The organism is Zoogloea sp., from assembly GCF_044344315.1.
Lineage (GTDB): Bacteria > Pseudomonadota > Gammaproteobacteria > Burkholderiales > Rhodocyclaceae > Zoogloea.
Genome location: NZ_JBIJDC010000001.1, coordinates 35,978 through 56,553 on the forward strand (window position 1 = coordinate 35,978; position 20,576 = coordinate 56,553).

The following is a 20,576-nucleotide window of genomic DNA, read 5'->3' on the forward strand; positions in this document are numbered from 1 at the left end:
ATCGCCGGGGATCTGCTGCAGATACGCGGTACAGGCATGATGGAGATGATGTGCGTGTTACTTGCTCACCGCACGTCGCACGGCGTCAGCGTCGATCTTGATGGTGGCTGGATCACGCAGCGGATCGGCGATCTTCTTACGGACCTCACCTCGCATGCGATTGCGGACACTCTCCATCAGGGCGTCCTTCACCTCGTCAAAGGGACGCAACACCGGTGCCTGTCGCTCTTCGAAACGGATGATGTGCAGCCCGAAGTTGGTCTCCACGATCCCGGACAACTCGCCCGGCTTCTTCATCGAGAAGGCAACCGCCTCAAACTCGGGCACCATCGTGCCCTTCGGCTTCATGCCGAGATCACCGCCACGCTTGCCTGAGCCGGGATCGTCGGAGTACTTCTGGGCAAGTTCTTCGAAAGACTCGCCATTGCGCAGTTTTTCGAGCACAGACTCGGCCAGTGCACGGGAGGCTGTCCGATCGCTGCCGCAAGCCCGGAAAAGGATGTGGCGCGCACGCACCTCCTCCGGCTTGGTGAATTTCTCGGGAAATGCTTTGTACTCATCCCGGGCAATGGCTTCCACCTGAGTCTCCGACACGGCTTTGGACTCGGCCTGCTCCATGTAGATCTCGTACAAGGCACGTTCTTCCGCCAACTTGAGGCGATCAAGAATATCCTTGCGGGACGTCAGCCCTTCCACACGCGCTTTGTTCGCCACCAGGCGACGCAACATGATGTCAGCAGCCATCCGCTCACCGGATGGGGAGCCGGGCTCGCGCATGCGCTTCAGCAGTTCTGGCGATCGTCCGACCATGTCGGCTTGCAGATCAGCAGCAGTAACGGCAGCCTTGGCATGAGTGGCGACAATCTCGTCACCCGAATAAGACTGGCTTGAAACAAGCGCTGCAAAAACAAAAGAAACGATGTGAAGATTCGACAACTTCAATTTGCTCACTCCGAATGGAAAAGCAGAAAAGACAGCATTTGTTGAATGACGGTTCATCACAACCAATAATTCTGCGCTTACGATAGAAATGACAAAGGCGGGCCAGGCCCGCCTTTGTCATTCAACACCCCCGAAGGGGTGTTTAGGTACAGCTCAGCTTACCACTTCAGCGGCAGAACTTGGCCGTAGTTGGTGCCGGAGGCGCCAACACCAGCGTTGAACACGTTCACCGCGGTGAAGCCGATAACCGGCAGCGGGCCGTTGGCGCTGGTGGTGCTCAGACGAACCAGACCATCGTTGTACGCAAAGGTGTAATCCTGAGCGGTGATGTTGGCAGCCAGTGCGCCAGACGGGGTGGAGCCGTTGTTGATGGACACAACGGACACTTCGCCGATCAGGGTCCAGGTGGCGGAACCTTGCGGGTTCGGGGAGATCACGATGCTGCTTTGATCAACCACGGTACGCTCTTCACGGTCATAGACGGTGGGAGCGCCGACAACCACGGAGTTGGTGCCGGCAACCAGGCTGGCGTAGGGGCCAGTAGCGCCGAGAACGGTGGCCAGGGTGCGCAGCGGATCCGCAGTGTCGTTAGGAACGTTGCTCCAGGTGTAGTAGTAACGACGGGTCGGCTGGGACAGGACGACATCGGTAGAGGCCAGGATGGAATCATCGGTGGCGTACTCGGTGACGACGGAAGCCTTAGCCAGAATGCCTTGCAGCTCAGCCAGTTGAGCGGTCACGTTGGCGGTGCCGTACGGGGTCGACAGATCGGGCAGGTCGAATTCGTACATGCGCACGTTGCCGGTGGCGGTGTTGAACACACTGTCAGCGGTGGTGGCTGCGTCAAAGGCGATCAGCGGGAAGGACACGGTGCCGGTGGTCAGGTTGGCCTGACGGGCGTAGCGAACCGGAACAGCGACGCTCTGAACCAGGGCGGTACCAGGAATGGTGAAGGCCTTGGAGTTAGCGACGTTGATGATGGTCGCAAAGGAGGTCAGACCGGAGGTCGGAGCAGTCAGCGAGTCGCTCAGATCGTTCGGCTCAACGCCGGTACCGATCAGGGTGGTGGAGGAGCAAGGAGCCACACCATTCACGTGCTTGGTCGCATCGAACAGAGCGGTTTGCACACCGGTGGAGGCAGCAGCGGTACGGTTGTTGGCAGTGCCAGCAGCGCCCTTGATGATGTCGCCCATGTTGATGATTTCAACGTAGCCTTCACGGGTGCCTTGAGCCTTGTTGGCATCCAGCAGACGGGCGGTCACGAACTGCTGATTGACGCTGGTCGGCAGGGTGCAAGACTTGTCGCTGGTGGCCAGACGGGCAACGGTGCCGTCCAGGGTCACGGCAGCGGTCCAGACGTCAGCCGGGGACAGGAAGACTTGGAAGTCAAAAACGTCGTCGGAGAACTGAGCGCCGCGGAAGCGGACCTTGACAGCCTTGCCATGCTGCTCGTCGGTGTTAGCGATACTGATCAGGGTGGTGTTGCCGTTCTGAACCGAGTAGTACGGCAGAACGTTGATGTGACCCACACCATTTTGCGCAACGGTGATCGCTGCGTTCGAAACTCCGGACAGCGCACCCAGAGTGGCCGCAACACCAACAGCAAGAAGCTTTTTCTTCATACAGAACTCCTAAATAGCAAAAAATGAACGCAACGTAATCAAGTCTTACGCTGGATGACACCATAGCACAGACAGCAATTTTTTTGAACAGCCTGCAAACACAATTGCGCCATGCCCTGTTGCACAAAAACAACGAAATTTTACATACACATACGGGCTATTCACAAGCTCAGGCCATGAGCCCGAAAACCTAGAATCGCTCGTACCGCCACCACTCACCCGCTTCGAGTATCCAACGCTCCTCGAGATCGGTCGTGGTCTCCGGGTAACCCCGTTGCAGAGGCGCAAATCCGATACGCATCGTTACATCGCAGGTCGCGTCCTTGCACTTTACATTAACGACCTCGGCGCTTTTAAGTTTAGCCGCCGGAGCAGAACGCCCCCTGAACCCGAAAAGGTCAACAGCCTTGCGATAGGCGGGCGTGGCAAAACTGTAAGCCTTTTCCCAATTCCCCGTCACAAGGGCACCCCATCGGGCCTGGGCACGCTCCCTGACGTCCGTTTCCGGTTCGCGCGTGGCGAACGAGGCGCAACCTGCCAATACCGTAAGGCACGCGGCACAGATCATACCCCAAGCCCGGAAACGCCCTTGCCGGGAAAAAGTCACATCACGCCGAAAAAACATCATGACTTCACTCACAAATTATTACTCTTTTCAACAATAAAACCGCCCCGAAAGCGCTAGCGCCACCGGAACCCCTCAACGCTTGATACCCAGCAGGGGTTTCAGGCCCTGCATCTTGGATTTCAGTTCCGCCCCCACCTCACGGACATCCTGCTCGGTGCGCACCACCCGGGGGGTGATCATGACCAACAGCTCGGTCCGGTTCTTTTTCAGGGTGGTCGTCGAAAACAGGGCGCCCAGCACCGGGATGTCCTGCAACAGCGGGACACCCTGCTTGCCATCCCCCTTGTTGTCGCGAATAAGGCCACCCAGGACAATGGTTTCACCAGAGCGGACCGCCACCTTGCTGGTGATCATGCGCTGGAGGAAGCTGCGCTGCCCCGTGGCCGAATCGACACCCCCTACATCCGAGATGCTCTGGTTGATCTGCATGGAGATGAGGTTACCGGCATTGACGGAAGGCGTCACCGAAAGCAGGACACCCGTATCCTTGTACTGGATGGACGAGGTGCTGACGCCACCATCGGTAACCGTCGTGGATGAACGGATCGGCTGCTGATCCCCCACCTGGATGGACGCGGTCTGGTTATCCAGGACCATCACAGAGGGTGACGATATTACGTTGACCAGTTGCTTGTCGGCCATGGCGTTCAGCACCGCACGGACCGCCCCGAGCGGGTTGGTGACCGTGTAGGAAAAGCCTTGCTGGGCCGTATTGATGGCCCCCGTCGTGGTGTTTCCGAGCACGCCGGTTCCGCTCCAGCCACCATTGCCGAGCCCGCCTTCGAAGTACCACTGCAGACCGTACTTGGTCTCATCGGTCAGGGTCACCTCGACGATGCTGGCCTCAATGAGCACCTGGTTAGGCGTGATGTCGAGCTGGCGCAAGGCGGCTTCGATGCGCTTGTAGTCCCGGCGCGGGGCATGGATCAGGAGCGCGTTGTTGTTGTTGTCAGCCACGACACGGATATCCTTGCCGAGACTCACCTGGGTGACCGACGACGGAATGACCTGGGCGTTCTGCCCCGCCCGGTTCCCTGTCAGGTTGGCACCCATACCCGTGTTGCCCGTCCCGGATGCGAATCCGAAACCACTTGCGCCTGTATTGGCACCAAAGCCTGCCGTGGTCTGGGTTGCCGTGGAAAGCCCCGGCGCCACGCCAGTGGCAGCCTGCCCGGTGCCGGTGGACGGCTGGGGCGAATACAGGCCATTGAGCAGGTTGGCAAGGTGCTGGGCCGACCCGTTCTGGACCGGGTATACATATAGCTGCGCCTCTCCGTCGGAGTCCATCGGCTTGTCGAGGCGCTCGATCCACGACTTGGCCTGCTCAAGCATGTGGGCGCGCGGGGTGATGACCAGCAGCGCATTGAGCCGCTCTATCCCCAGCACGCGGATCAACCCACCCAGCGGCCCGGCCATGCGGACCGCGGTCGACGCCGAGCTGGCGTCATCCGCCTTCCCTGTTCCGCCTGCAGCGGCCGCCGGCTTTGCGCCCGCCCCGCCCGCCCCAGCGTCACCACCGGCGAACAGGGACCGCAGCGTGGTCTCGATCTCCTTGACCGAGGTATTCTCCAGGGGAAACAGGCCCACCGACATACCCTTGAGCATATCGACATCGAAGGTCGAGACGATCTCCAGCCACCCCTCCACTTGGTTGCGGGTACCGGCCAGGACAAGCAGATTGCGGAGCACATCGACACGCACAAAGGCTTCCGGCCCGGCCACGGGACGCAGGATCTCAGCCATCTCGGCGGCGCCGATGTGCTGCAGCGGAATGATCACGCTGCCGTAACCGGCAAGGTTCGAATTGGCGCGCCGCGGAATGGGCACGGCGCTCTTCATCATCTCGGCCTTGCCGATGCGATAGTGACCATTCACATCCGGCACCATGACGATGCCGTTGTTCAGAAGCAGGGATTCGAGAATGCCCAGAAGCTGGTCCTTGGGCACTGCACCCTGGGTGTGCAGGGTGATATCACCTGTCAGCGGGGGCACGATGGAATAATCAAGCTTGAGCAGATCGCCCATGATGAAGTGGATCACTTCCGTCACGGTCGCCTTCTCGAAGCGCAGCCCCACGCCCTTGTCATCCGAGACCACGAGGTTCCGCGCCGCCGGGAGCTTCATGAGCTGATCGTTGCCCTTGATGAGCACCGGGCCGGACCGCTTGGCCTTGGCAGCCTGCGCGGCAGAGCCTGCCGGTGAGCCATCGCCAGCCGACGGAACCGTACCTTCGGCCCGATAGGCATCGATGGCTACCGGCGCATCCACGCCTGCCCTGCCCGAAGCTTCGGCAGACAAGCTCGACGGGGCCTGCGGGTCGGGCAAGGCCTGGGCCAGAGCCCCAAAGGACATCGCCAGGCCCAGGGAGCAGGCCATTAAGACAGATTGCAGCCGTTTCATCCGTAGGAAATCCATGTTTTTTGTCACTGCGCAGGAGCAGGCTTGTTGCCGCGGGCCAGCAGGGCCGCCTTGCGTGCACGACGATCAGCAATCGCCTCTTCCACCGTTCTCGACTTTCCGTCACTTCCCATTATCCGGGGGCCGCCTTCGATACCGCCACTCCCGCCGCCCTGCGCTACCGCCATGTCGGGAGCCCCCTGCACGGCATGCTTGAGCTCCAGCGTACGAAGCTCGCCGCCCGCGCCCTTGAACCGTGCGGTCTTGCCCTCTACCCCGTCGAGCGCCCAGGCGCCGAGCGTCTGCCCGAGCATGACGCGGCGGAAGCGGCCACCTGTCAGGGCGATCACTCCGCTCTGCTCCCCGCCTTCCATCAAGCCCACCAGCCGGATGTCGGCAAGGGGATCGGGCTCCTGTTCAGCCGCGGACTTTTCCGGCGCAGGCGGCGGCGGAGGCCGGCGACTGACCCAGAACAAGGGACGCTCCCCCGTGCTGTTGAGCTGAGAGAGGTCATTCGGCACAGGGGAGACCGGGTAAACAGTCAGGGAATCCGAAGCCGGCGCAATGGCTGCCGGCGCCCGCCAGAGCACATTCTTCGGATCGAAATCCTCGTCCAGCCAGAGGGCTCCCAGGCCCCAGGCGAGGGCCAGATTCAGGACCAGCAGGATGGGCCACAGCTTGACCCTCATGGCTGGATCCGCAAGGACATGACGACCATGGTCGCCGAAACCTGCTGAGGCTGCTTCGGGTCACCCCGATCGATGGAACGCAGGCTGAGCGTATCCACAAACAGGGCCGGCGTATCACCTGCAAGGGACGCGAGCGTCATCTGCAGGCTCTGCAAGCCGCCCTCAAGGGTCAACGAAACTGGAATCTGCTCCATGCCGTTCTCGACCCTTGCCGGCAACACCTGGCTGCTGACGATGGTCATGCCCGCAGCCTCCGCCGCGCGTCGAGCCCGCTGCTGCACATCATTGCCCGCTTTGCCGGCATCCTGCTCGGCTGGGTAGGCCCAGCGCCGCAGACTGGCGTAAGCATCGAGCACAGTTTTCTTGAGAGGGGCATCCGCCCCCTGCAGACCGAGCAGGCGCGCATAGCGGGGCTCGATCTCCTCCAGGACCGCCTGGGCGGCAAGGTAGCGATCCCAGGCATAACTGGCGGCGAGAGCCATGGCCCCCACGAAAATGATGAACGTCAGGCCAACCGAGATGAGCGCACGATGACGGATCATGTTCATTGGCCCTTCTCCGCCCGATTGATCTTGAACTCGATGGTGAAATACTCTTTGGCGCTGCCCTGCACCCGAGTGGTTGCCGCCGGCGCCTTGACATCCGAGTAAGCCGGCTGGGAGGCCAGGATGTCGAGCAGACGGGCCGCATTGGCCGCCTGCCCGGAGATCCGGACGGTATTGCCCTTGAACTCCAGCGTATTGACGAGCACATCATCGGGCAACAGGCGCGACAACTCGTCCAGGGTCAGCAGCGGATTGGCGTAGGCGGTGACAACACCGTTCACCTGCTCCAGACTGGCGTTGAACTTCATCAGATCAGCACGCAGATTGACTTGGGGCGAGGACGCCTTGACCAGCTTCTGGTTGCGCTCCAGCGCATCCATCACCTGAGCCCTCAACTGCAGCAACGGCGTCAGCGCAATGGCCATCAGCAGTACCAAGGCCAGCCCCAGCAAGCCGATGTTCAACCAGCGGGCGGCACGACCACCACGCCCGTGCTCCGACTCTCCGAAACCCCGGATGGGAATCGGCTGACCTCCTCCGGCCCACACTTCAAACCGGGACGGGAGCGCTACCGACGAAAGGCTCGCCAGATGGCGCTGGATCAAGCTGCGGGAAGACAGGACGGAATCGATGTGCAGGGCATCGCCCTCGCCTCCATCCCGCCGGACAAAACCCCACACCAGATCATTCTCGGGGAAGGGGCTGGCGCTGCGCGCATCAAGTGCCACGGCAGCATCCAGATCATCACCACTCAGGCGGGGCAGCGCCAGACTGCGGCGCAGCAGCAGATCTTCCGGCAGCTCGACAGCCACCCGTTCGACCTTGCCCTTGAAGGAGACAGACGCCGCCGAAACCCCCAGGCGCGTGCTCACCTGCCCGTCCGCATCAATAACACGAACCGGCGCCTGCGGATTGAACCAGCGAAAGAGTGGCCAGGCCGCAGCATCTGCCCAGCCATCGACGAAGTAACGCCCGACGGCCGCGAGATCGAGCCCAAAAAGGTCGAATTGACTCTTGGAACTGCTCATTCAGCGCTGCGCCACGGGGAGATTGCCACCCACACCCAGCGAACGCTCGGCACGCAACACCGTCCATGGCAGCCGGGATGACGGATGCGGCGCAACATCAGCGACCTGGGTACGCACGATGGCACGATCGGCGCCAAGGGGCACGAAGGCCTTCAGCCGAAAACGCGAAGAGGAGGATTGATCGATGAATTCCTGCATCAGAGTGGTGGTATCAACCTGGACCTGCCCCGCGTCTCGCGCGGCAGCAACCCTATCGGCGACGGCTGCATTCCCCTGGGCAAGCACAAGCAAGACTTCGAAAGGCGCCGCAAGCGGATTGGTGCGCGCCGAACCACCATCGACGGTGATCAAGCCCTTAATTTTATCATAGGTTTCCAGGTCAACCCCAAGCACCTGGAGGAGGTCTTCGGGCGCTTCGAACGCGCCCCCGCGGGTCCGGAAGGGCACGCCGGCGGCCGCATACTCCGGGTTCTCGGCCCCCTTCGGAAGCGAGGCCGAATCCGGATCGCGCCAATCGATCACGCGCTGGGCCAGCGTCTGGGCCGTGGCCGGATCCAGCCCCGCCCCATGCACGAACAAAGCCGCCAACAGGGGCTCCGGCGCGGAATTGACGGCAATCAGTCCGTTCAAGGGCGTCACCACCACACGCACCCCCTCCCCATCAAAGGCAAGATCGAGGGTCCGCTGGACGGCGAAGGCCGCTCTTCCGTCAGCGACGATGCTGCGCAGGGCGAGCTGGATTGCCGCATCGCCCCGAGCCTCGGCCGCAGCCATGTCACGGCCTGCGGTCACCGTACGCAGTTCGGTGCGCGCCTGAAAAACCAGCGCCGACACCAACAGCATCAATGCGCTGACCATCCACAGCACGGCAATCAGGGCGTAGCCGGCCTGCGACTTGCCCCGCGAAACGCGGCGCGTCATGGCGTCCCCGCTCCGGTGACGATGCGGGCCGAGGCACCGGAGGGCATCAGGCTACGCACTGGAATGACCATCAGAGGCCACGCACTCCCTGCGGCAGAGATCGACAGGCGGATACGGGCCAGCGTGCGGGGCTCGGGGCTGTTGCGCCATGCCTCGCGCCACTCGCCGCCGTCATCCAGCTGATAGGCCAGCGAGAATCCGTCCAGACGCCCAAGCAGGACCCGTTGCTCGGCCAGCGACCAATCAGGAAGTAACTCGACGCCCGTATAGGGCAGATAGGCCAGCATCAGCGCACTGCCGCCATCGTTGGCAGCCGCCACCTGCAGGCGAAAATGGTAAAGCCCGCCCGCGCCATGGCGGGCCGGCATGACCCCCACCCATTGCACGGCCGCAGCCCCCCCCACAAAAGTGCTCTCGTCAGGCGTTCCGGCCAGGCTGAGCCGGGGGCGCAGGACCACCTGCCCGAACACGTCATCGAGAAATCCGGAAACCACGCGACGTTCGTCCACAAGGGCAACACGCGCATCAAGCTTCTCCCCGGTGATCCCGAAGGAGCGCATCGCCGTGAGCAGCCCCACCATGATGATCGCCACAATCACCAGGGAAATGATCAGCTCGATGACGGTAAAGCCCTGTTCGTGCCGGAGCCTCACCGTGGCGCTCCGGGAGGCGGCCTGAGCTGGGGCAGCAGGCTCGACAGGGTCACCGACTGGGGGCGCTCCGGATCACCGAAAGTGACCTCCACGTCCACCCGGTGCAGCGGCACGGCAGGCCCGGCTGCGGCGGCGGGCAAGGGGTAAGCCGCGGTACGCAATTGCCAGCGCATGCTGCCATCCACACCATCGATGAACAGGCCGGACTCGGGCACGCCGTCCTGCAGGGCCAGCACCGAACGGGCGGTGCGCACCGCCCGTTCATAGCGCTCGGCATCGGCCACCGCGCGCACGCTGCCGCCGCTGGTCCGGTACAGCACCGCCAGGGAGAGCGCCATGATGGCAAAGGCGACGAGCACCTCGAGCAGGGAGAAACCCCGCTGGGTACGCGAGCGAAGGGGGCTCATCGGGAAATCGGCTCCTGGGTCACGGTCCCCAGCAACCAGTCCACGCGCAGGCGCACCCCGTCTCCGGAGCGCCGCAGGACATCCACGCTGCCGCCGGTCGCACCACCTCCGGGCAGAAAGCGGATGCCACCTCCGCCCTGGCCAGCCTCAAGCCCGGCAATGACGAGGCGCACGTCCACGGAATCCGGCAAGGTTTGATCCATCTTGCCCTGGGGCCCGAAGACCCGCTTTTCCATATCGACGGCAAACAGCGTGCTTTGCCCGGTCTGGATGGACATCTGGCGCGCGGCCGTCAGCCCGGCGAGCATGTGGCGGACCGTACTACGGTACTGGGACGTTTCCATGAGCTTGCCGAAAGCCACCGGCGCAAGGCCGAGCAGCAGGGCAATCACCGCAAAGGCGACGATCAGTTCGAGCAGGGTAAAACCGGTGAAGGCGCGTCGCGCCTTCGGGCGGCCCGGCCTGAACGCCGGGCCGTTACTGCTACTTGCCATTGCGGATGTCGGCGTTCTCACCCTCGCCACCCGGAGCGCCATCAGCCCCGTAGGAGACGATCTCGACATCGGCACCGTTGGGCGCGCGCTTGTAGCGGTAAGCGTTGTTCCACGGATCCAGGGGCACCGAGCCCCCCTTCAGGTAAGGGCCATCCCAGCCATTCGCCGAGGCCGGCTTCTTGACCAGGGCCTCCAGCCCCTCCTCGTCCGACGGAAAGCGGCCGACGCCGAGCTTGAAGAGTTCGACGGATTTTTCCAGATCGGCGATCTGGATGCCGGCGGTCTTACTCTTGGCGCCGCCAAGTTGACCGAGCATGCGCGGACCAACGAGGCCCACCAGCAGAGTCAGGATGGCCAGCACGACCAGCAGTTCGACCAGCGTGAAGCCGGCATTGCGCGCCACGCGCGAAGAACGGGAAACGTACAGCATTGGCACTCCGGATCTTGGATTGAAAAGTCTTACACAGCCAGATCGTTCACCGACAGGATTCCCATCAGGATCGATACGATGATCCCGGCGATCATCACGCCGAGCGTCAGAATTAGCAAGGGTTCGAGCAGGGTCAGACCACGCTTGATGCTGGTCTCCACCTCCCGGTCGAGGATGCGCGACAGCTCGAGCATCATGCTGTCGAGCCGGCCCGTCTCCTCCCCGACACGGACCAGATTAATCGCCATCGGTTCAAACAGCGCGGTCTTGTAGAGCGCATCGGTCATCCGCCCGCCGCCCTTCATGGCCGGCGCAATGCGCTCGAAAGCCGTGCGGACATGAACATTGCCGACCGTTTCAGTGGCGATGTTGAGGGCCGAGATCACCGGCACGCCATTGCCCAGCAGGGTGCCAAGGGAACGGGTGAAGCGGGTGATCTCGTATTTCAGGAAGATGGCCCCGAACACCGGCAGGCGCAGCGCCTTGCCCTGCCACCACAGGCGCCCGGAGGGGGAGGCAAACCAGCGGCTCAGGCCGGCCCCCAGCAGAAACACCGCAACGCCCAGCAGCAAACCATAATCGGTAAAAAAATGCCCGGTGGCCACCACGATGCGGGTGGGCGTGGGCAGCGCATCGCCCATGTCCTTGAACAGGGTCTCGAACTGGGGAACGACGAAGCCGAGCATGGCGATCACGGAAATCACCGCCACCAGCAGCAGGATGGCCGGGTAGATCATCGCCGAGATGACGCTCTCGCGCAGGGCCCGGATGCGCTCCAGGTGTTCCACCAGGCGCGTCAGCACTTCGCTCAGCTGGCCGCCGATCTCACCGGAACGGACCATGTTGATGTAGAAGTCGCCGAAGAAGTCGCGATGCGGTGTGATGGCACGACTTAGCGGCGAGCCCCCCTTGACCGCATCGAGCACGCCGGCGAGGAGGCTCCCCACCGACGCCTTGTGGCTCATGCCGATCAGCACCTTGAGGGCCCGGTCGAGGGACAGGCCCGCCCGCAGCATAATGGCCAGCTCGGAAGTGAAGGCCAGCAGGTCGGCCTGGGTCGGCTTGCCCTTGGCCGGCGCCCGCCCGGCGGGCTGGGGGATGCCGTCCCTGGGCGCCTGCACGGCCCCTGCCCCCGCGGGAGTGATGCGCAGGGGCGTCAGCCCCTTGGCCTTGAGGCTGCGCAGGACCGCATCTTCGCTGAGGGCCTCCATCACGCCGTCGCGGCGCACGCCCTTGGCGTCGGCAGCCTGGTAGGCAAACTCAGGCATTGCCCTGATCCTGGGTCACGCGCAGCACTTCCTCCAGACTGGTTTCACCGGCAGCCACCTTGCGCAGGCCGTCTTCATAGAGGGTAAACATGCCCGACTTGCGCGCGGTTTCATGCAGGGCAGTGGCGTCGGCACCGGAAATGATGGCCTGGTGCATGCTCTCGCCCAGCACGAACAGCTCATGGATACCGGTCCGCCCCGAGTAACCCGTCTGGCGGCAGGCCGGGCAGCCCACAGGGTTGTAGACGCGGGTGCTGCCGCCCATGAAACGCTTAAGCCCGCTGCGTTCGAGCACGCTCTCGTCCAGATCCACCGGTGCCTTGCAGGCCGTGCACAGCCGGCGCACCAGGCGCTGGGCCAGCACGCCATTTACCGACGAGGTGATCAGGTAGCGCTCAAGGCCCATGTCCTGCAGGCGGATCACTGCCCCGGCCGCCGTATTGGTGTGCAGCGTGGACAGCACCAAGTGGCCGGTGAGCGCAGACTGAACGGCGATCTGGGCGGTTTCCCCATCGCGCATCTCACCGATCATGATGATGTCCGGATCCTGGCGCAGGATGGCGCGCAAGGCGTTGGCAAAGCTCAGGCCGATCTGGGGATGAACCTGGATCTGGTTGATACCGCCCAGCTGGTACTCCACCGGGTCTTCCACGGTGATGATCTTGGTGGCCTGGGCATCGAGCTTGCCAAGGGCGGCATAGAGCGTGGTGGTCTTGCCCGAGCCGGTGGGGCCGGTAACCAGCAGGATGCCGTGGGGGCGTTGCAGCAGTGATTCGAAGACTTCCAGGGTGTCCCGGCTGAAGCCCATTTCGTGGAGGCTGAAACGGATGCTGGCGCGGTCCAGGACCCGCATCACCACGCTCTCGCCATGCACCGTCGGCACGGTGGACACGCGCAGATCCAGTTCGCGCCCCTTGATGCGCAGGTTGATCCGGCCATCCTGGGGCAGGCGACGTTCGGCGATATTGAGATGGGCCAGCAGCTTGATCCGCGACACCACCGCCGCGGACATGGCCGGCGACACGGACTCGCCCATCTGGATCACACCGTCCACCCGATAGCGCACATGCAAACCGTCGTCGAAGGGCTCCAGGTGGATGTCCGAGGCCTTCAGGTCGATGACCCGCGCCACGATCTGGTTCACCAGGCGGATCACCGGCGCTTCGCTGGCCAGATCCTTCAGATGCTCAATGAAGTCGCCGCCAGCTTCGAAGTCATCACCGCCGACGTCGCCTTCATCGTCCTCCGGGGGCGTCTCGAGCAAGCCTTTCAGGCCGGCTTCGATGTCGCCCTCGAGCCCCAGGGCCAGGCGCACATCCAGCCCGGTGGCCAGGCGCAGGGCCTTGGCGACGAAAGCGTTCTGCGGCTCGGCACACACCACGGTCAATACCCCGTCCTCCTCGCGGAGGGGCAAGGCACGGTGGGAGGTGAGGAAGTCGGGCGAAACACCGTCGGGCAGGGGCAGCTCCGCCGGAAAAGCGTCGGCAAGCACCAGCGGCACATCCAGCTGGCGGGACAGGGCCCGGGCCACATCCAGATCGGAGACCACCCCCAGCCGGATCAGCACGGAGCCGAGCATGCCCCCCATTTCGGCCTGGGCCGACAGGGCACGTTCGAGGTCCCGGGCGCCAAGCTTGCCGTCGGCAACGAGCATGTCCCCGAGCAGGGCGCGGGGGGACTGGGGATCAGGAGAGAAGGTCTGTTCAGTCATGGGCGTGATTCAGCGGACGGCAGGCCGGCTTCACTTCTGCTCGGCCTTGCTGCGGCCCAGGGCCCTTGAGGACTCCAGCATCTGCGTGACGGTGGCCCGCAATTTGGCGGCGTCGGGCTTCCTGTCGACGATCACCTTGGCCCGTTCGAGCAGTGGCAGGGCACCCTGGTAATCACCACGGGCAATGCGCTCGGACGCCACGTTGTTGAGGGAGGTGGCCAGATCCAGGTCATCGGCCGGCAGGATGGCTTCGCGAATGCGCAGGGCTTCCGCCAGGTGTTCAGCCGCTTCGGGCCCGGCCCGCCGGCTGAAGAGGGACACGCCCAGGTTGTTCTCGGCATTGGCCAGCTCGGCACTTGCCCCGCCGGAAACCCGGCGGAGGATGGCGATGGCGCGGCGATAGCACGGCTCGGCCTCGTCGGCGCGCCCCTGCAGGCGCCAGGACTCACCCAGGTTGTTGAGGATCACGCCGGTCTGGGCATTGTCGTCATTGAGCACCGCCGCCCGGGTTTCGAGCAGGAAACGGTAATCGGTGGCGGCCTCGGCATAACGCTGCTGGGCAAACTCCAGATCGGCGAGCATCAGGCGCAGGGTCAGGATGGAAGGATCCCGGTCGGCATTCGGGCGGGACTCCCGCAGGGTCAGCAGGCGCCGGTACAGGCTCTCGGCCTCGACCGCGTTGCCGTTGGCCTTGTGGATGCCGGCCACCCGTTCGAGCAGGGCCTCGAAGGCCGGGCTGCCGGAGCCGAGCGTCAGCTCGCTCCCCGTCACCAGACGCGTGTACAGAGGCGCCGCCTCACCGTAGCGCTTGCGGGCGAGATAAGCGTCCGCCTGGGTTTCAAGCAAGGCCAGAACGGTCGGATGATCCGGCCCCAGGAAGGCGGTCTGGATGGCCAGCAGGCGCCTGTTGTAAGCATCAAGCTCGCCCTGCTCGCCACTGGCGAGGCTGATCGCAGCCAGGCCGTTGAGGGGCGGCAGCAGCTCGGGGTGCTCCGGGCCAAACACCTTCTCCAGTGATGCGAGGGACTTCTTGAACTGGGGCGTCGCCTCCACGTAACGCCCCTGCAGGCGGTACAGCTCGGCCAGCTCGTAGCGGGCGCGGGCCACGGCCGGGTGGGCGGCAGGCAGGTTCTTCTCGCGCATGGCGAGGGCGCGGCGATACAGCGGCTCGGCCCGGGCAACATTCCCCTCGGCCAGGGCCACCCGGGCCCGCACGGATTCGGCCAGCACCAGCGCCGGATGATCGGACCACACTCCGTCCTGCAGGGCCAGGAAGGCCTCGTCCAGCAGAACATCCGCCTCCTCATTGCGCCCCTGGGCGCTGACCACGGCAGCCTGCCGTGCAAGCACCTCGGCATAGTCCGGGTGGTCACGGCCCAGACGTTTCTCGCGGATGATCACCGCCCGCTGCAGGGTACGCTCGGCCAGGGCGTACTGGCGCTGGTCTGCATACAGTGCAGCCAACCGGGTCAGGGCCGTAGCGACCTCCGGGTGAGTCAGGCCGAGGCGCTGCTCACGGATCTCCAGGGCGCGTCGATAGAGGGGCTCAGCCGCACTGAATCGATACTGTGCCCGATACAGCTCGGCCGTCGCCAGCAGGGATAGGGCCACATCGGGGTGCATTGCGCCCAGGCTACGCTCGCGGATCTCCATGGCCTGCAGACATGGCTTCTCGGCCTGGGCGTAGCGCCCCTGATCGCGCAGAAGCTCGCACTGATCGCCCAGGGAGGCCGCAACATCGGGGTGGTCGGCCGCCAGGGCCTTCTCACGGATTGCCAGGGCCCGCGTCTGCAGAGGCTCGGCGGCCGGGAACAGCCCCTGGGCACGGTACAGCTCGGCCAGGTTGCCGAGGGACATGGCCACATCCGGATGGGTCGGCGACAGGGCCCGCTCGCGCAGATCGAGGGCACGCTTGTGCAGCAGCGCCGACTTGGCGTAATTGCCCCTGGCCTTGTGGTAAGCCCCCAGGTTGTTGAGGGAGTTGGCGACCTCGACGCTAGTGTAGCCGCGCACGTTCTCGCGGATGTCGAGGGCACGCTTGAGGGGGCCCTCCGCCTTGTCGAGACGCCCCTGCCCCAGATAGACCAGACCGAGGTTGTTCAGGGAGGTGGCGATATCGGGATGATCCGGCCCAAGACGGCTCTCGCGGATGGACAGAGCGCGCTCGAAGAGGGGCTCGGCGAGGTCGAAATCGGCGTTGAGGACGTGGATCGAAGCCAGCTCGTTGAGCGCGGCGGCCAGTTTCAGCGCCTCGGCACGCCCTCCCTGTTCGGCCACCTCCACAGCTGCCCGGGCTGCCTTGAGGCGTGCTTCGTAGGCCTGGAAGGCCACCTGGGCGGTCGGCCCGGAGGCGGTGGTACTGACGGCGGAGGCAGGCGCAGACACAAGGCCCAGCAGGCTCGCGGCGAGCATGCCGAGGGCGAAACGTGGTTTCATCGTTATCGGTTATCCAACAAATCCGGCCGACAGTTTAACCGACGCGGTATTGGACTTTCAGAGAAAGTGGGCGCCCGACCCTTCCGGGTGGGGCGCCCACGGGCAGCGAGACTCGACTGAGGCTTACTTGCCGTAGTAGCCGCGATACCACTCGACGAAGCGGCCGATGCCCACCGGCACCGGGGTGGCCGGTACAAAGCCGGTCCAGGCGTTGAGGGCATCGGTGTTGGCGTAGGTGGCCGGCACGTCGCCATCCTGCAGGGGCAGGAAGTTCTTCTCGGCCTGCTTGCCCAGGGCGCTCTCGATGGCCTCGACAAAGGCCATCAGCTCCACCGGGTTGTTGTTGCCGATGTTGAAAACCCGGTAGGGCACGTTGCTGGTGCTGGGGTTGGGCTGGTCAGCGTTGTACGCGGCGTCAGGTTCGGCGGTGTGGTCGAGGGTCTTGATGACGCCCTGGACGATGTCGTCCACATAGGTGAAGTCACGCTTCATCTTGCCGTGGTTGAACACGTCGATGGGCTTGCCCTCGAGGATGGCCTTGGTGAACAGGAACAGGGCCATGTCCGGACGGCCCCACGGGCCATACACGGTGAAGAAGCGCAGGCCGGTGGTGGGCAGACCAAACAGGTGGCTGTAGGTGTGGGCCATCAGCTCGTTGGCCTTCTTGGTGGCCGCGTACATGCTCACCGGGTGATCGACGCTGTCGTACTCGGAGAAGGGCATGCGGGTGTTGCCACCGTACACGCTGGAGCTGGAAGCATAGACCAGGTGCTTGACCTTGCTGTGACGGCAACCTTCCAGGATGTTCATGAAGCCCACCAGGTTGCTCTCCACGTAGGCCTGGGGATTGACCAGGGAGTAGCGCACGCCGGCCTGGGCGGCCAGGTGGATCACCTTGTCGAACTTCTCTTCGGCAAACAGCTTGGCCATGCCGGCGTTGTCCGCCACGTCCATCTTCACAAAGCGGAAGTTCTCGTGGGGCGTCAGACGGGCCAGCCGGTCGTGCTTGAGCTGGACCTCGTAGTAATCGTTGAGGTTGTCGAGACCGACCACCTGATCGCCTCGCGCCAGCAGGAGCTGGCTGGTATGCATGCCGATGAATCCGGCAGCGCCGGTGACGAGAATTTTCATGATCGCGGGGTACTCGAAGTTGTAGGGAGCAGACAAGGCAGGGCCGGACTGCAAAGATGCCCGGATACGCGGTCAGCAGTCCGGCATTTTCTCACGGGAGCATGTCAGGGTAAATCGGCTCCCCCCCGTGAACGTGTCGTCTGTAACGACCGTTATACTTTCAGGCCCCGGCAAGCCCCAGGCGCATCCCTTGATCCTTCGTCTTCTGTACTCTGCACTCTGGTACCTGGCCACGCCACTGATCGGTTTGCGCCTGGTGTGGCGTGCGCGCCGCCAGCCCGAATACCTGCAGCACGTGGGCGAGCGCTTCGGGCGCTATCCGACGTCCATGCCGGCCCCCCTCATCTGGCTGCATGCCGTGTCGGTGGGGGAAACCCGGGCCAGCGCGCCGCTGGTGCATGCGCTGCTCGACGCCCACCCCGACTGCAGCCTGCTGCTGACCCACATGACGCCCACCGGCCGGGCCACCGCCGCCGAGATCTTCGGCGATCTGGCCCCGCGGGTGCAGAGCGTCTACCTGCCCTACGACTTTCCCTGGGCCGTTGCGCGCTTCCTGCGCCATTTCCGTCCACGTATCGGGGTGCTGATGGAAACCGAGCTGTGGCCCAACCTGGTGGAGGGCTGCCGACGCACCGGCACACCACTGGCCATGGTCAATGCACGCCTCTCCGAGCGTTCGGCGCGGGGCTACCGGCGGGCCGGCAGCCTGGCACGGGACGCCTTCGCCCACCTGTCGGCCATCGGCGCCCAGACCGAGGCCGACGGCCACCGCATGCGCGCCCTGGGGGCCCGCTGGCTGCAGGTCACCGGCAACATCAAGTTCGACATCACCCCCCCTGAAGCCCTGCTGGCCCTGGGGCGCGAGTTCCGCAACCGGATCGGCCCGCGCCAGATCCTGCTGGCCGCCAGCACCCGCGAGGGCGAGGAAGGCCCCCTGCTGGAAGCCTTCGCCCGGCTGTGCCCACCGGAGGTCCTGCTCGTGCTGGTACCGCGCCACCCCCAGCGCTTCGACGAAGTCGCCAAACGGGTGGCCCGGAGTGGGCTCAAGCTGCAGCGCCGCTCCCGCAACGAGCCGGTGATGGCTGACACACGGGTCTGGCTGGGCGATTCGATGGGGGAGATGTACGCCTACTATGTGGCAGCCGACACCGCCCTGATAGGCGGCTCGTGGGAGAAACTCGGTGGCCAGAACCCCATCGAGGCCAGTGCCGTGGGTTGCCCGGTGATCGTGGGGCCGCACACTTTCAACTTCAAGGCGGTTTGTGAGCAAGCCATCGAGGCCGGCGCGGCCCAACGGGCCGACAACCTGGACAACGGCCTTGATCTGGCCCTGGCAATCCTGCACAACCCGACGCGACGCAAGACCATGGGCGAGGCTGGGCGGGACTTTGCCCAAACCCATCGGGGCGCCACGGCGCGCACCCTCGCCCTACTGGCACCCTTGCTGCACAGCGCCCGGGCCCGCAAACGCTGACCCGTAGGCGGCTCAAACCATCGGCCGGAGCAGGTAATCCACCACCCAGCCCGCAAAGATCGCCCCCCCCACCCAGTTGTTGTGGAGGAAGGCCTTGAAGCATTTCGGCCGGTCACGCTCCCGGATCAGGGTGTAGTGATAGGCCATGATGCCGGCGGCCACCGCCAGCCCGGCCACAAAGAACAGCCCTCCCCCGGTGCTCAAGCCCACCCAGCCGAGCAGGGCCAAGGTCAAACCGTAGCAGGCCATCACGGCGGCCACGTCGAAACGGCCAAAGGTGATGGCCGAGGTCTTGATGCCGATCTTCAGATCGTCCGGGCGGTCCACCATGGCGTATTCCGTATCGTAGGCCACGGCCCAGAACACATTCGCCAGCAGCATCACCCAGGCCACCAACGGCACTTCGCCCTGCAGGGCAGCAAAGGCCATCGGAATGCCGAAACCGAAGGCAATGCCCAGGTAGGCCTGGGGAATGGCCAGGAAGCGCTTGGTAAAGGGATAGCTGCCTGCCAGGAACACCGCCGGCACACTGAGGGCGATGGTCAGACCATTGAGGGGCAGCACCAGCATGAAGGAGAGCAGCGCCAGCCCCGCCGCCAGCAGCAGGGCTTCGCCGGGGCGCACCCGCCGCGCCGCCAGCGGCCGGTTGCGGGTGCGCTCCACATGACCATCGAAGTCCTTGTCGGCGTAGTCGTTGATCACGCACCCGGCCGAGCGCATCAGCACCGTGCCAACCACAAAGATCGCCACCACACCCAGCGCCGGCCGCCCCGCCCCGGCCACCCACAGGGCCCACAGGGTCGGCCACAGCAGCAGCAGGATGCCGATGGGCTTGTCCAGGCGCATCAGCTTCTTGTATTCGTCGAGGCGCTGGGGAAGGCTCAAAGTACTCATGGGGCCAGGTTCCGAATGGCGGGCAGGAAGACTTCAGTGATCAGCAAGGGCGCTCCGCCCCGTTGAAAGGCCGAACGGCGGGCCCACAGGGGCGGCAGGTCGGGTTCGCCGGTGGCCCGGGAGAGGTGCCAAGCAGGCGGGCCGTATTGTACGGTCCCCGCCAGCGCTGTAGGAAGGAGGTGCGCCCCCGCCCACACTGCCCACTGATGTCGGGACCGGGTAACGCTCGAACTTGAGGCGATCCGGTGCCGGCCGTTCTTATTCGAGCAGATCAGCCAGTTCGTCCGCGTGCGCCTCTTCCATCGCGAGAATCCCTTCGAGCATGGCACGGGTCGTCGAGTCCTTGTCGCCAAAGAACCGGATCATTTCACGATAGCTCTCGATGGCAACGCGCTCGGCGACCAGGTTCTCGCGGATCATCTTGTCGATGCTGTCGCATGCCACGTACTCGGCATGGCTGCGTTCGCTCAAGCCCGCCGGGTCCATCTCCGGCGTTCCGCCGAGCTGCACGATGCGTTTGGCCAGCAGGTCGGCGTGGGCAAGTTCCTCGTTCGAATGCACCAGAAACTCCGCCGCAATCGGCTCCGAATGGATACCGCTGGCGGTGACAGCATGCTGACGATAGCGCAGTACGCACACCAGTTCGGTGGCCAGCGCGGTATTCAGCAGGTGAATCACCTGGTCCGGGTCAAGTTCGTAGCCGGGCGTCAGCGCGCCGTCCTCAATCTGCTTGCGGGCACGGGCGCGCAGGGTTTTCACGTCGGTGAGGAAGCTGGAATCGTTGGTGTAATCCTTGGCCATGACAATCTCCTGAGTCGGACTCCCGGAATGGGAACGGTACGAATTGCCGAATTGCAATCACCACCGTCATGACTCCATGATGGTCCGGCGCCACCCCCGCCGCTG

The 20,576-nt window shown here is 64.3% G+C and carries 18 protein-coding genes; 1 reads left to right on the top strand and 17 read right to left on the bottom strand.

All coding sequences use genetic code 11. From position 1 onward, the window contains the following. Positions 1-57: 57 nt before the first annotated feature. The 15 genes from ACIQ09_RS00160 to ACIQ09_RS00230 form a co-directional block, all read right to left on the bottom strand. Positions 58-999, bottom strand: a complete 942-nt coding sequence (locus tag ACIQ09_RS00160; RefSeq protein ID WP_398304283.1) for a peptidylprolyl isomerase — start codon at positions 997-999, stop codon at positions 58-60. Between the two features lie 101 nt (positions 1,000-1,100). After that, the gene (locus ACIQ09_RS00165; RefSeq protein ID WP_398304286.1) at positions 1,101-2,564 is read right to left on the bottom strand and encodes a hypothetical protein; all 1,464 of its coding nucleotides are present in this window, start codon (positions 2,562-2,564) and stop codon (positions 1,101-1,103) included. A 700-nt stretch (positions 2,565-3,264) separates the two neighbouring features. Further along, positions 3,265-5,592, bottom strand: coding sequence for a type II secretion system secretin GspD (gene gspD / locus ACIQ09_RS00170; RefSeq protein ID WP_398304289.1), 2,328 nt, complete (start codon positions 5,590-5,592; stop codon positions 3,265-3,267). A gap of 23 nt (positions 5,593-5,615) precedes the next feature. Beyond that, positions 5,616-6,278, bottom strand: coding sequence for a hypothetical protein (locus tag ACIQ09_RS00175; protein ID WP_398304292.1), 663 nt, complete (start codon positions 6,276-6,278; stop codon positions 5,616-5,618). Beyond that, the gene (gene gspM / locus ACIQ09_RS00180; protein ID WP_398304295.1) at positions 6,275-6,826 is read right to left on the bottom strand and encodes a type II secretion system protein GspM; all 552 of its coding nucleotides are present in this window, start codon (positions 6,824-6,826) and stop codon (positions 6,275-6,277) included. Before gspM ends, ACIQ09_RS00175 begins: the two co-directional genes overlap by 4 nt. Then, positions 6,823-7,851, bottom strand: coding sequence for a PilN domain-containing protein (locus ACIQ09_RS00185; RefSeq protein ID WP_398304298.1), 1,029 nt, complete (start codon positions 7,849-7,851; stop codon positions 6,823-6,825). Before ACIQ09_RS00185 ends, gspM begins: the two co-directional genes overlap by 4 nt. Then, entirely contained in the window at positions 7,852-8,772 is a 921-nt protein-coding gene (locus ACIQ09_RS00190; protein WP_398304302.1) for a general secretion pathway protein GspK, read from the bottom strand. After that, positions 8,769-9,425, bottom strand: coding sequence for a type II secretion system protein J (locus ACIQ09_RS00195; protein WP_398304305.1), 657 nt, complete (start codon positions 9,423-9,425; stop codon positions 8,769-8,771). The genes ACIQ09_RS00190 and ACIQ09_RS00195 overlap by 4 nt, the downstream gene beginning before the upstream one ends. Beyond that, positions 9,422-9,832 carry a prepilin-type N-terminal cleavage/methylation domain-containing protein gene (locus tag ACIQ09_RS00200; protein ID WP_398304308.1) on the bottom strand — a complete coding sequence of 137 codons (411 nt, stop codon included), beginning with the start codon at positions 9,830-9,832 and terminating at the stop codon, positions 9,422-9,424. Before ACIQ09_RS00200 ends, ACIQ09_RS00195 begins: the two co-directional genes overlap by 4 nt. Next, positions 9,829-10,326 carry a Tfp pilus assembly protein FimT/FimU gene (locus ACIQ09_RS00205; protein WP_398304311.1) on the bottom strand — a complete coding sequence of 166 codons (498 nt, stop codon included), beginning with the start codon at positions 10,324-10,326 and terminating at the stop codon, positions 9,829-9,831. The genes ACIQ09_RS00200 and ACIQ09_RS00205 overlap by 4 nt, the downstream gene beginning before the upstream one ends. Next, entirely contained in the window at positions 10,316-10,756 is a 441-nt protein-coding gene (gspG, locus tag ACIQ09_RS00210; RefSeq protein ID WP_398304314.1) for a type II secretion system major pseudopilin GspG, read from the bottom strand. The genes ACIQ09_RS00205 and gspG overlap by 11 nt, the downstream gene beginning before the upstream one ends. Before the next feature lie 29 nt (positions 10,757-10,785). Then, on the bottom strand, positions 10,786-12,024 hold the full coding sequence (locus tag ACIQ09_RS00215; protein ID WP_398304317.1) for a type II secretion system F family protein: 1,239 nt from the start codon (positions 12,022-12,024) through the stop codon (positions 10,786-10,788). Next, positions 12,017-13,735, bottom strand: a complete 1,719-nt coding sequence (gene gspE, locus ACIQ09_RS00220; RefSeq protein ID WP_398304320.1) for a type II secretion system ATPase GspE — start codon at positions 13,733-13,735, stop codon at positions 12,017-12,019. Before gspE ends, ACIQ09_RS00215 begins: the two co-directional genes overlap by 8 nt. A gap of 30 nt (positions 13,736-13,765) precedes the next feature. After that, a complete protein-coding gene (locus ACIQ09_RS00225; protein ID WP_398304323.1) occupies positions 13,766-16,171 on the bottom strand; it encodes a tetratricopeptide repeat protein in 2,406 nt (801 codons plus the stop codon). A gap of 123 nt (positions 16,172-16,294) precedes the next feature. After that, the gene (locus ACIQ09_RS00230; RefSeq protein ID WP_398304326.1) at positions 16,295-17,302 is read right to left on the bottom strand and encodes an NAD-dependent epimerase; all 1,008 of its coding nucleotides are present in this window, start codon (positions 17,300-17,302) and stop codon (positions 16,295-16,297) included. Positions 17,303-17,492: 190 nt separating this feature from the next. Between ACIQ09_RS00230 and waaA the strand changes: the two genes are divergently transcribed. Then, positions 17,493-18,776 (top strand): lipid IV(A) 3-deoxy-D-manno-octulosonic acid transferase, encoded by a 1,284-nt coding sequence (gene waaA / locus ACIQ09_RS00235; protein ID WP_398304329.1) that lies wholly within the window; start codon positions 17,493-17,495, stop codon positions 18,774-18,776. Between the two features lie 12 nt (positions 18,777-18,788). On the opposite strand, the gene ubiA is transcribed toward waaA, so the two are convergent. Both ubiA and ACIQ09_RS00245 read right to left on the bottom strand, forming a co-directional pair. Further along, positions 18,789-19,670, bottom strand: a complete 882-nt coding sequence (gene ubiA / locus ACIQ09_RS00240) for a 4-hydroxybenzoate octaprenyltransferase (RefSeq protein ID WP_398304332.1) — start codon at positions 19,668-19,670, stop codon at positions 18,789-18,791. A gap of 258 nt (positions 19,671-19,928) precedes the next feature. After that, complete coding sequence (locus ACIQ09_RS00245; protein ID WP_374499769.1) at positions 19,929-20,471, bottom strand: bacterioferritin; 543 nt, start codon at positions 20,469-20,471, stop codon at positions 19,929-19,931. Positions 20,472-20,576 lie beyond the last annotated feature (105 nt).